Annotated in this window: 8 protein-coding genes; 1 reads left to right on the top strand and 7 read right to left on the bottom strand. The window is 63.5% G+C overall.

Features of this window, described 5'->3' with window-relative positions; genetic code table 11:
• Positions 1-4: 4 nt before the first annotated feature.
• The 5 genes from BUC40_RS15155 to alaC form a co-directional block, all read right to left on the bottom strand.
• Positions 5-1,351, bottom strand: coding sequence for a short-chain fatty acid transporter (locus BUC40_RS15155; RefSeq protein WP_073267001.1), 1,347 nt, complete (start codon positions 1,349-1,351; stop codon positions 5-7).
• 67 nt (positions 1,352-1,418) lie between these two features.
• A complete protein-coding gene (locus tag BUC40_RS15150; protein WP_073267000.1) occupies positions 1,419-2,189 on the bottom strand; it encodes a 3-hydroxybutyrate dehydrogenase in 771 nt (256 codons plus the stop codon).
• A 43-nt stretch (positions 2,190-2,232) separates the two neighbouring features.
• Positions 2,233-3,624 carry a GntP family permease gene (locus tag BUC40_RS15145; RefSeq protein ID WP_073266999.1) on the bottom strand — a complete coding sequence of 464 codons (1,392 nt, stop codon included), beginning with the start codon at positions 3,622-3,624 and terminating at the stop codon, positions 2,233-2,235.
• Between the two features lie 289 nt (positions 3,625-3,913).
• Positions 3,914-5,314 carry a sigma-54 interaction domain-containing protein gene (locus BUC40_RS15140; RefSeq protein ID WP_073267043.1) on the bottom strand — a complete coding sequence of 467 codons (1,401 nt, stop codon included), beginning with the start codon at positions 5,312-5,314 and terminating at the stop codon, positions 3,914-3,916.
• A 72-nt stretch (positions 5,315-5,386) separates the two neighbouring features.
• On the bottom strand, positions 5,387-6,631 hold the full coding sequence (alaC, locus tag BUC40_RS15135) for an alanine transaminase (RefSeq protein WP_073266998.1): 1,245 nt from the start codon (positions 6,629-6,631) through the stop codon (positions 5,387-5,389).
• A gap of 247 nt (positions 6,632-6,878) precedes the next feature.
• Here alaC and ampC point away from each other — a divergent pair, with 247 nt between their 5' ends.
• Positions 6,879-8,042, top strand: a complete 1,164-nt coding sequence (ampC, locus tag BUC40_RS15130) for a class C beta-lactamase (RefSeq protein ID WP_073266997.1) — start codon at positions 6,879-6,881, stop codon at positions 8,040-8,042.
• 2 nt (positions 8,043-8,044) lie between these two features.
• On the opposite strand, the gene BUC40_RS15125 is transcribed toward ampC, so the two are convergent.
• The gene (locus BUC40_RS15125) at positions 8,045-9,394 is read right to left on the bottom strand and encodes a pyridoxal phosphate-dependent decarboxylase family protein (RefSeq protein ID WP_073266996.1); all 1,350 of its coding nucleotides are present in this window, start codon (positions 9,392-9,394) and stop codon (positions 8,045-8,047) included.
• A 206-nt stretch (positions 9,395-9,600) separates the two neighbouring features.
• Positions 9,601-12,210: a bifunctional aconitate hydratase 2/2-methylisocitrate dehydratase gene (gene acnB / locus BUC40_RS15120; protein WP_073266995.1), complete on the bottom strand. Its 2,610-nt coding sequence runs from the start codon at positions 12,208-12,210 to the stop codon at positions 9,601-9,603.
• Positions 12,211-12,266 lie beyond the last annotated feature (56 nt).

The raw sequence follows: 12,266 nt of genomic DNA, 5'->3' as shown, positions 1-12,266 counted from the left end.
CCAGTCAGGCGAGAAAATAGAAGCAGCCGGCGATAACCACGCCGGAGTAGATCAGGGCAATCAGGCAGTAGCCCATGATGTCGCGGGCGCCCAGGCCGACGATGCCGAGCAGGGGCAGTGCCCAGAATGGCTGAATCATGTTGGTCCAGGCGTCGCCCCAGGCGATGGCCATGGCGGTGACCGCCGGCTCGACGCCCAGTGCCTGCCCGGCGGGCAGCATGATCGGGCCTTGTACGGCCCACTGGCCGCCGCCGGACGGCACGAATACGTTGACTACCCCGGCGCTGAGAAACGCCAGCAGCGGAAAGCTGCGCGGCGAGGAGCCGTCGATGAACAACTGGCTGATCTGCCCGGCCAGCGACACGCCATCGGCGCTGGCACCGGTCATCATGCCCATGATGCCGGCGTAGAAGGGGAACAGCAGCACGATGCCGCCGATGCCGCGCACGCTGATGTCCACGGCGCGCATGTAGCGTTCCGGGCTACCGTGCAACAGCAGGCCGAGAAACAGGAACAAGCCAATCACGGTGTTCAGGTCCAGGGCCAGGCCCTTGTCCATGAAGTGGCCCACGTAGAACAGCGCGGCCATGGCCACCAGGGCTAGGCCCAGCAGGCGGCTGTCGTCCAGGCGCTGAGCCGGGGTGTTGCGTTCAGGCACTTCGGCCTGGGGCTCACGCAGCAGCTCGGGGTCGGCCACCTTGGTCTGCGCAGGCGCCGGGTGCATGGCGCGGTTGAGCAGCGGCAGGCCGATCACCAGAAAGGCGATGATGGTCAGGTTGAGCGGTGTGAACAGAGTCAGCGCCACGCCGATCGGCGCATCGATCACGCCACCACTGACCTTGACCACGTCGGGCCCACCGCCGGCCAGCGCCAGGGGAATGGAGCCGGACAGGCCGCCGTGCCAGACCAGAAAGCCCGAATAGGCCGAGGCGACCAGCAGTGGGTAATCCACACCCTTGACCTGACGGGCCAGGGCGCGCGCCATCACCGCGCCGATCACCAGGCCGAAGCCCCAGTTGATCCAGCAGCCGGCCAGGGCGATCAGGCTGACCGTCACGATGGCCTGGGCGGGCGTGCGCGGAATGGCTGCCAGCCGATCCAGCAGGCGCCGCACCGGTGGTGCGCTGGCCAGGGCGTGGCCGGTGACGAACACTAGGGCCATCTGCATGGCGAAGGCCAGCAGCGCCCAGAAGCCGACGTTCCAGTGACGCACCATAGCCGGCAGGCTCTGCTCGGTGCTGTACATGGCCAGCGCCAGGACGAACAGGGTGAGCAGGGCGGAAAACACGAAGGACGATGGCAGGTAGCGTTGAACCAGCTGCACGCTCCAGTAGGTAATGCGATTGAACATGGGGTGACCTCTTATTGTTGTTGTGTGCCGCCAGCGTGGGCCTGGCTTGCAGCCCAGTCTAGCGCGGTTACTGCGCCAGCCAGCCGCCGTCCATGTTCCAGGCCGCACCGCGCACCTGGGTGGCGGCATCGCTGCACAGGAACAGGGCCAGTTCACCGAGCTGCTTGGGCGTCACGAACTCCAGCGACGGCTGTTTCTCGGCCAGCAGATTACGACGCTCGCCTTCGCTGTCACCGCTTTCGGCGGCGCGCGCATCGATCTGCGCCTGCACCAGCGGCGTCAGCACCCAGCCAGGGCATATCGCGTTGCAGGTGATGCCGGTGGTGGCGGTTTCCAGCGCCACCGATTTGCTGAAGCCGATAAGCCCATGCTTTGCGGCCACGTAGGCGCTCTTGCCGGCTGAGGCCGCCAGGCCATGGGCCGAGGCGATATTGATGATGCGCCCCCAGTTGCGCTGGCGCATGCCGGGCAGCGCCAGGCGGGTGGTGTGAAAGGCCGAGGACAGGTTGATGGCGATGATCGCGTCCCAGCGTTCCGGGGCGAAGGTTTCCACCGGTGAAACGTGCTGGATACCGGCGTTGTTGACCAGAATGTCGATGGCGCCGAACTCGCCCTCGGCGTAGGCGATCATCGCCTCGATCTGCTGCGGGTCGCTCATGTCTGCGGGGTGGTGAAGCACCTTGCCGCCAGACGCGGCCACGGCCTCGACAGCCGCCTGGGCGTCGCCGAAGCCATTGAGCAGCAGGTCTGCACCCGCTTCTGCCAGCACCTGGGCGATGCCCAGGCCGATGCCGCTGGTGGAGCCGGTGACCAGTGCGGTCTTGCCTTTGAGGTTCATAACAACTCCTTGGGTGCGCAGCGAGGCGCACCTGTCACGAAAACTAGACGATGCCGGTGGTGTAGAACACGCCGATCACAAAGAACACGGCGAGTGTCTTGATAATGGTGATGCCGAAAATGTCTTTGTAAGCTTCGCGGTGCGTCAGCCCGGTGACTGCCAGCAGGGTGATCACCGCGCCGTTATGGGGCAGGGTATCCATGCCGCCGCTGGCCATGGAGGCGACACGGTGCATGACTTCCAGCGGAATGTTGGCGGCGTTGGCCGCGGCGATGAAACTGTCGGACATCGCCGCCAGGGCGATGCTCATGCCGCCTGACGCCGAGCCGGTGATACCGGCCAGCAGGGTGACGGTCACCGCCTCGTTGACCAGTGGGTTGGGGATGCCCTTGAGCGCATCGGCGAGAATCAGGAAGCCTGGCAACGAGGCAATCACCGCACCGAACCCGTACTCCGAAGCGGTATTCATCGCCGCCAGCAGCGAGCCGCCCACGGCGCTCTTGGTGCCTTCGGCGAGTTTCTCGCGAATGACCCCGAAGGCGCTGATCAGCACCAGCACAATGCCCAGCAGCAGCGCCGCCTGTACCGCCCAGATGGCGGTCAGTTTGCTGACGTCGGTCTGCAGCGGTGCGGCCATACCGGCCAGTTGCAGGCTGTGGGTCTTGCCGTAGAACTCGGGAATCCAGTGGGTGAACAGCAGGTTGGCAACGCCCACCAGAACCAGCGGCGCGATGGCCAGCCAGGGGCTCGGCAGCTTGATGTCGTCCGGGGTTTCCGGCTCGTTGCGCAGTTCGGTGCCGTAACCTTCGCCAGCACGTACCGCCTTGTTCAACTGGCGGCGCAGGTAGAGCATGCCCATGCCGAGCACGAACAGGCTGCCGATCAACCCCAACCAGGGCGCGGCCCAGGCGGTGGTATTGAAGAAGGTAGTGGGAATGATGTTCTGGATCTGCGGCGTGCCGGGCAGGGCGTCCATGGTGAAGCTGAACGCGCCAAGGGCGATGGTCGCCGGAATCAGGCGCTTGGGAATGTTGCTCTGGCGGAACATCTCGGCCGCGAACGGGTACACCGCGAACACCACCACGAACAGCGATACACCGCCGTAGGTGAGCAGGGCGCAGACCAATACGATCACCAGCATCGCCTGGCCGGTGCCCAGGAGGCGAATGGCGGCGGCGACGATCGAGCGCGAGAAGCCGGACAGCTCGATCAGCTTGCCGAACACGGCGCCGAGCAGGAATACCGGAAAATAGAGCTTGATGAAACCGACCATCTTCTCCATGAACACCCCGGTGAACGCGGGTGCCACAGCGCTTGGATCGGTGAGCAGTACGGCACCGAGCGCGGCGATGGGGGCGAAGAGGATGACGCTGTAGCCACGGTATGCAGCCAGCATCAGTAGAGCGAGTGCAGCGAGGGCGATGATGACACTCATCGACTATCTCCTGACCCTGCAGCACGGCGAATCGACAGGCTGCCGTAGCCATTCGAGTAACTCGCACAGGCGCTGTGGGCGCTTTTGTTTTTGTTGTCGGCGGCGGGTAAGCCCGCAGCCAGGCAATAGCGAGTTCTGTGCCAGTTTTATAACTTATTGAATTTCAATGAGTTTACTTAAAATCTTGTTGGCTGAATATTGATTCGTCCCGATTTTGGGACGGAAATTGATTCCCGCGCTCGCCACACTGGTATCTGCTGCATTCCTGAAAGTGAGATAAGTCCCGTTTTCAGGACTGCAGGCCAAGCTCCAGCATCTTGCGGTACAAGGTGGATCGCCCCAAACCCAGGCGTTGCGCGGCTTGCGGCACATCCCCGGCGGTTATGGCCAGTGCCTTGCGGATCAGCTCGCGCTCGAAGCCGGCCCGGGCCTGATGGAAGTCTTCGATCTGCCCGTCGTCCGCGGCTGCTCGCTGGGCTTCTGGCAGCGCCTGTAATGTACCGATTGCCGCCGCCACCGTGGCACGGTCGAGTAGCGTTTCATCGCTGAGCAGGCAGGCGCGCTCCAGCACGTTGTGCAGCTCACGCACGTTGCCGGGCCAGGCGTGGCGACCTAGCAGCGCCATGGCTTCGGGGTGCAGTTCGTGGCGTCCCTGCAACGCATCGAAGATCGCTTCGCACAGCGCCGGCAAATCCTCCAGGCGTTCGCGCAGGGGCGGCACGGCAATGGTCAGCACGTTGAGCCGGTAGTACAGGTCGGCGCGGAAGGTACCTTTGCGCACCGCGGCTTCCAGGTCGATGGAGGTGGCAGCAATCAACCGAACATCGCTGCGTAGCACCTCGTTGGAGCCCACCGGCTCGAACTCCTTCTCCTGCAGCACGCGCAGCAGCTTGCTCTGCAGCGGCAACGGCATATCGCCGATCTCGTCGAGAAACAGCGTGCCGCCGTGGGCGATCTGCAGCTTGCCGGCGCGACCCTTGCGGTCTGCGCCGGTGAAGGCGCCGGGTGCGGTGCCGAAGAACTCCGCTTCGAGCAGGGTTTCCGGGATAGCAGCGGTGTTCAGACTGACGAAGGGTTTGCTGGCCCGCGGCGAGGCATTGTGGATGGCGTGGGCAAGCAGCTCCTTGCCGGTGCCGGTCTCGCCCAGCAGCAACACCGCCGAATCGCTGGTGGCGCTACGCCGCGCCAGGCGCTTGACCTCCAGGCTGCGGGGGCTGGTGCCGATGAACTGGGCGAAGCTGTATTTGGCCTGACGCGACTTGAGCTGCGAGCGGGTCGACGCCAGTTCCTGCTGCATGCTCTGGTAGCGGGCCAGCAAGGGCGACAGCGATTGCAGTTCGTCGAACAGGGCAAAACCGATGGCGCCGATCACCTGGCCTGCATCGTCGTGAATCGGCAAGCGCATGACCACCAGTGGCTCGCGGGGCGTGTCCATCATGTCCAGCAAAATCGGCCGGCCGCTTTTCACCACGTCGCGCAACAGGCTGCCGGGAATCACACTTTCGCAGGGTCGGCCAATCGCTTCGCTGGCGCGTTGCAGGCCGAAGCGCTGGGCGTAGCGCTCGTTCATCCAGACGATATGGGCGTCGCGGTCGACGATGATGGTGCCTTCGCTGGATTGCTCGAAGATCTCGAACAGCGAACGGATGGCCGACTGGCGAATGTGAGGGTAGTTGCCTAGGTCCTGCATGGCGCGCTCGTCTGCGGGGTGAGCGGCGATCATAACGCGGCGCGGCACCCTTGCGGTGCCGCGCCGTTGTCATCAGGAGGCTTCGCCAGCCTTGCGCGGGGCTTTCGCGGCAGGCGCTTCGATCAGCCCGTCTGCGCGGAACATCGACTTGATGCCACGCACGGCCTGGCGGATACGATCCTGGTTTTCGATCAGCGCGAAGCGCACGTGGTCGTCGCCGTAGTCACCGAAGCCGATGCCCGGCGACACGCAGACCTTGGCCTCGGCCAGCAGCTTCTTGGCGAACTCCAGGGAGCCGAGGTGGGCGTAGGCTTCGGGAATCTTCGCCCACACGTACATCGAGGCCTTGGGATTCTCGACCATCCAGCCCAGCTCGTGCAGGCCCTTGACCAGCACGTTGCGGCGCTGGCGGTACTGCTCGGCGATATCCAGCACGCATTGCTGGTCGCCTTCCAGGGCGGCGATGGCCGCCACCTGCAGCGGCGTGAAGGTGCCGTAGTCGTGGTAGCTCTTGATCCGCCCCAGGGCGCTGACCAGCTCCGGATTACCGACCATGAAGCCGATCCGCCAGCCGGCCATGTTGTAGCTCTTGGACAGGGTAAAGAACTCCACGGCAATGTCCTTGGCGCCCGGCACCTGCATGACCGACGGGGCCTTCCAGCCGTCGTAGACGATGTCGGCGTAGGCCAGGTCGTGGATCACCAGCACGTTGTACTGTTTGGCCAGGGCCACCACGCGCTCGAAGAAGTCCAGCTCCACACACTGCGCGGTGGGGTTGGACGGAAAGCCGAGGATCATCATCTTCGGCTTGGGGATGCTCTCGCGGATCGCCCGTTCCAGCTCGATGAAGAAGTCCACCCCTGGCACCAGCGGCACTGAACGCACCTGAGCGCCGGCGATCACTGCACCGTAGATATGGATCGGGTAACTAGGATTGGGCACCAGCACCGTGTCGCCGTGATCCAGGGTGGCCAGCATCAGATGCGCCAGACCTTCCTTGGAGCCGATGGTGACGATGGCTTCGCTCTCCGGGTCGATGTCGACCTGATAGCGCTCCTGATACCAGCGCGAGATCGCCCGGCGCAGGCGCGGAATACCGCGGGAGGTGGAGTAGCCATGGGTGTCTTCACGCTGGGCGACCTGCACCAGCTTTTCCACGATATGCGGCGGCGTGGCGCCATCGGGGTTGCCCATGCTCAGGTCGATGATGTCCTCGCCACGGCGGCGAGCGGCCATCTTCAATTCAGCGGTGATGTTGAAAACGTAGGGGGGGAGACGATCGATGCGCGCAAAGCGGCGCGAAGCCTGTTCAGACATGCTTTCCTCGACAAACGTAAGCGCCCGGAACCGTCCGAGCGACGTAGGCCACTGCGGTGGCCTGGGCGGACAATAAGGCCCGCCACGGGCTTTGTCGAGAGGCTTGATCAGCACGGCAAGCGGTTTTCGTGGATTGCCTACCGGCCGCCACGAAACGATATCCTTGGCGCTGACTCGAACACCCACGCATCGTGCAGGCACCGGGCAGGCCGGTATTGCACCACAACAAGACAGAGAGCCTTATCAGATGACTCACCGCACTATCGCCACTGGCCTGTTCACGGCCAGCCTTGCCGTGACGCTGCCGGCCACTGCGATGACCGAGCAGCAATTCAACGATGCGGCAGCGCAGGTATTCGCGCCGCTGGTGGCCGAATACGACGTGCCGGGCCTGGCGGTCGGTGTTACCTGGCAGGGCAAGCATTACGTGTACACCAGGGGCCTGGCGAACCGCGAGGTTGGCATCGCGGTATCCCGGCAGACGCTGTTCGAGCTCGGTTCGCTGAGCAAGACCTTCAACGTGACCCTGGCGGCATTGGCCCAGGAGCGTGGGCTGCTGTCGCTGGATGATCAGGTCGGCGAGCGCCTGCCGGTGCTGAAGGCAACGCCGGTCGGTGCGTTGAGCCTGATGGATCTGGCTACCCATCAAAGCAATGGCCTGCCGCTGCAGGTGCCCGATGACATCAAGAGCGATAGCGCCCTGATGACCTGGCTGCGTCAATGGCAGCCGACGGCAGGCGCCGGGCATGAGCGTGCGTACTCCAACGTCAGCATTGGCCTGCTGGGGCGCATTTCCGCCAGCGCGTTCGGGCAGCCTTATGCCCAGGCGTTGCATGAGCAGGTACTGGCGCCGTTGGCGCTCGGCAGCACCTATGTCCAGATACCCGCAGCGCAGATGCAGCGCTACGCCTACGGTTATGCGCGGCAGACCAACAAGGCCATTCGGGTGAGCCCGGGCATGCTCGACGCGGAAGCCTACGGCGTGAAATCGAACATTGAAGATATGCTGCGCTTTGTCGATATCAACCTGGGGTCAACGGCGGTGCCCGAACCACTTGCCGCTGCCATCGCGACTACCCACGGTGGAGTGACGCAAAACGCCCAGTTCACCCAGGCGATGATCTGGGAGCGTTACCCGTGGCCGCTTTCACGTGAGCGCCTGCTGGCGGGCAATGCGCCGTCGATGGCCCTGGAAGCGCAGCCTGCTACTCGACTGGCTAAGCGAGAAAAAAGCGAGCAAGGCGTGCTGTTCGGCAAGACTGGCTCGACCAATGGCTTTGGTGGTTACGCGGCGTTTGTGCCGGATGAGCGCATCGGCGTGGTGATGCTGGCCAACCGTAACGTGCCGCTCGAAGCCCGAGTCGATGCGTCCTACAAGCTGCTGCAGCAGGTGCTGGAGGCTGATCGATAGGCTCAGGTGTTTTTCAAGCGCAGGAGCAGGGCGATCAGGACTTCGATATCGGCATCTGTAGTGCGCCAGGAGCTGACGCTCAGGCGAAAGGCTGGTCGGCCCTGCCAGATGGTGGCGCCGAACCAGACTTCGCCCGAATCCTGCGCGGCCTTGAGAATGGCCGCGGTCTGCTCGTCCGAATCGGCGCGCACCAGCACCTGATTGAGTCGCACGCGGTTGAGTACCTGATAACCGCCGTTGCGCAGTTCGGCCGCCAGATGACCCGCCTGGCGGATATGCTGATCAATCATGTCACGTAGGCCAGCGCGCCCCAGGTTCGCCAGTGCCGCCCAGATCGCCACGCCCCGTGCGCGCCGCGAGAATTCCAGCGTCAGGTTCTTCTGCGAATCCTTCGAGGCCATGGCGTAGGCGGCGTCGCTGTTCATTGCAGCAGCCAGGGCGTCACCGTCGCGGCAGATGGCCATTGCGCTGTCGTACGGCGTGTTCAGCCATTTGTGGCCATCGGTGGTCCAGCTGTCCGCAAGTTCCACGCCGTCGGCCAGCCCGGCCGATGACGAAGCCCGTGCCCACAGGCCGAAAGCCCCATCGACATGCACCCAGGCGCCGGCCGCCCTGGCCTTGGGGATCAGCTCGGCGAAACGGTCGAATTCGCCGGTATTGACCTCGCCGGCCTGCAGGATCAGCAAGGTACGCTCATCCAGCTTCGGGAGCCTGGCCGGATCGATGCGGCCGTGTTCGTCGATTGGCGCCAGTTGTAGCCGGCGCATGCCGAAGCCGAGCACGCGCAGGGCTTTCTTGACGGTGATATGGGCGGTTTCAGAAATCACCACGCGTATTTCCGGTGCACCGATCAAACCATCCTGATCGAAATCCCAACCTTGCCTGGCGAGCAGCGTACGCCGTGCTGCCGAGAGGCAGGCGAGGGTGCACGCCGTAGCGCTGGTGCCAAAGCCCACGGCGCTTTTGTTTGGCAGGCCAAGCGCCTCGCAGACCCAGCAGGCAGCGACCTTTTCCAGCTTGTCGGCGATGGGCGAACCGTCGAAGGATGACGCGCACTGATCCCAGGCCAGTACCAGGCGCTCGGCGGCAGCAGCGGCGGGCAGGGTGGCACCGATCACGAAGCCGAAATAGCGCGGGCCGTTACTGGTGACCGTGGCCGGTGAGCCCAGCTCGTCGAGGCTATGCAGCACCTGGGTGGCGGCTTGTCCGGTTTCTGGCAGCGGGGTATCAAAGTTTGTGAGCGCGGCGATGGCGCTCTCGTTGGGGTAAACACGGCGTTGCGCCAGCGAATCGTTATAAGCGATGGCGCGGCGGTCGGCATCGACCAGCAAGGCACGTTCTTCAGTAGGCATGCAGCGGCTCTCGGTGAGGTAGTAACGGATGGCTCACCTTATAGGCACAAGCGTCCATGAGGCAGATACAGCCCGCAGGCTGTTTTCCCCTACAGCGCGGCTGCCGATACAGCTGTATCCGGTACAGTTGCCGCGCGCGGGCCTGCATTTTCAGCGCGCATAAAAAAGCCCCGCACTGGGCGGGGCTTTCTAACGCAGGTGAAACCTTACGCTTGAACGACCGGGATGTTCGCGTTGGCCGCAGCCTCGCGGAACTCGGCGATCTGGTCGAAGCTCAGGTAGCGATAAACGTCGGCAGCCATGCTGTCGATGTTCTTCGCGTACTCCATGTACTCCTCGATGGTCGGCAGCTTGCCCAGGATGGACGCTACAGCGGCCAGTTCGGCAGAAGCCAGGTACACGTTGGCACCATCACCCAGACGGTTCGGGAAGTTACGGGTCGAAGTCGACACAACAGTCGAATTCGGCTCGACACGTGCCTGGTTACCCATGCACAGCGAGCAGCCCGGCATTTCCATGCGCGCGCCAGCCTTGCCGTAGATGCCGTAGTAGCCTTCTTCGGTGAGCTGGTGAGCGTCCATCTTGGTCGGCGGCGACAGCCACAGACGAGTCGGCAACTGGCCTTTTACCTGTTCCAGCAGCTTACCGGCAGCGCGGAAGTGACCGATGTTGGTCATGCACGAACCGATGAACACTTCGTCGATCTTCTCGCCCTGAACGGTCGACAGCAGACGCGCGTCGTCAGGATCGTTCGGCGCGCAGAGCACAGGCTCCTTGATGTCGGCCAGGTCGATTTCGATGACTTCGGCATACTCGGCGTCCTTGTCGGCGCTGAGCAGCACAGGGTTGGCCAGCCAGGCTTCCATCGCTTGAGCGCGACGCTCCATGGTGCGCGCATCGCCGTAGCCTTCGCTGATCATCCAGCGCAGCAGGGTGATGTTCGACTTCAGGTACTCGGCAATGGCTTTTTCCGGCAGCTTGATGGTGCAACCTGCAGCGGAACGCTCGGCAGAGGCGTCGGACAGTTCGAACGCTTGTTCGACTGTCAGCTCGTCCAGACCTTCGATTTCCAGGATGCGGCCGGAGAAGGCGTTGATCTTGCCTTTCTTCTCGACGGTCAGCAGGCCTTTCTGAATGCCGTAGTAAGGGATGGCATGAACCAGGTCACGCAGGGTGATGCCTGGGTTCAGCTTGCCCTTGAAACGCACCAGAACCGACTCCGGCATGTCCAGCGGCATAACGCCGGTGGCAGCGGCGAAGGCGACCAGGCCCGAACCGGCCGGGAAGGAGATGCCGATCGGGAAGCGGGTGTGCGAGTCACCACCGGTACCGACGGTGTCCGGCAGCAGCATGCGGTTCAGCCAGCTGTGGATGATGCCGTCACCAGGACGCAGCGACACGCCGCCACGGGTGCGGATGAAATCCGGCAGGGTGTGGTGGGTGGTGACGTCGATCGGCTTCGGATAGGCCGCGGTGTGACAGAACGACTGCATGACTAGGTCAGCGGAGAAGCCCAGGCACGCCAGGTCTTTCAGCTCGTCGCGGGTCATCGGGCCAGTGGTGTCCTGGGAGCCGACGGTGGTCATCTTCGGTTCGCAGTAGGTACCTGGACGCACGCCTTTGCCTTCCGGCAGACCGCAGGCCTTGCCGACCATCTTCTGGGCCAGGGTGTAGCCCTTGCCAGTGTCGACCGGCGCTTCCGGCAGTTTGAACAGGTCGGTTGGGCCCAGGCCCAGCTCGGCACGTGCTTTCTCGGTCAGGCCACGGCCGACGATCAGCGGAATACGGCCGCCAGCACGAACTTCGTCGAGCAGAACCGGCGTCTTCAGTTCGAAAGTGGTGATCACTTCGTCGCTGTTGTGTTTGCAGACCTTGCCCTGGTGCGGGTACAGGTCGATCACATCGCCCATGTTGATGTTCGACACGTCGAACTCGATCGGCAGGGCGCCTGCATCTTCCATGGTGTTGTAGAAGATCGGAGCGATCTTGGTGCCGAAGCAGAAGCCGCCAGCACGCTTGTTCGGCACGTACGGGATGTCGTCGCCGAAGAACCACAGCACCGAGTTGGTGGCGGATTTACGCGAAGAACCGGTACCAACTACGTCACCGACGTAGGCAACCGGGAAGCCGTCGCCGTACATCTGGGCGATCTGTTTCATCGGGCCGATGGAGCCTTGCACATCAGGCACGATGCCTTCACGGGCCATTTTCAGCATGGCCAGGGCGTGCAGCGGGATATCAGGACGCGACCAGGCATCCGGCGCCGGCGACAGGTCGTCGGTGTTGGTTTCGCCAGTGACCTTGAAAACGCGCAGGCTGATCTTGTCGGCCAGGGTCGGGCGTTTCTTGAACCACTCGCCATCGGCCCAGGACTGCAGCACACCTTTGGCGTGGGCATTGCCCGCCTTGGCTTTCTCGGCAACGTCGTGGAAGGCGTCGAACATCAGCAGGGTGTGCTTGAGCTGTTCGGCGGCAACGGCGCCCAGTTCGGCATCGTCCAGTAGTTCAACGAGGGTCGCGATGTTGTAGCCGCCCTGCATGGTGCCGAGCAGTTCGGTGGCGCGCTTCTTGTCGAGCAGAGGGGAGGTAGCTTCGCCCTTGGCGATAGCGGAGAGGAAACCGGCCTTTACATAGGCAGCTTCGTCGACGCCTGGCGGCACGCGGTTGGTGATCAGGTCGAGGAGGAATTCTTCTTCGCCGGCCGGCGGGTTCTTCAGCAGGTCAACGAGACCGGCGGTTTGTTCGGCGTTTAGCGGCTGGGGCACGATACCCTGGGCGGCACGCTCTGCTACGTGTTTGCGGTAGGCTTCAAGCACAGTTATTACCCTCATCAGTGGTCCCATATAGGGGGTCCGGGACGCATGCAGGAATG

This window comes from Phytopseudomonas punonensis, assembly GCF_900142655.1.
GTDB lineage: Bacteria > Pseudomonadota > Gammaproteobacteria > Pseudomonadales > Pseudomonadaceae > Aquipseudomonas > Aquipseudomonas punonensis.
The sequence above is the reverse complement of the archived record's forward strand: the minus strand, read 5'-3'. Positions and strand labels throughout refer to the sequence as shown.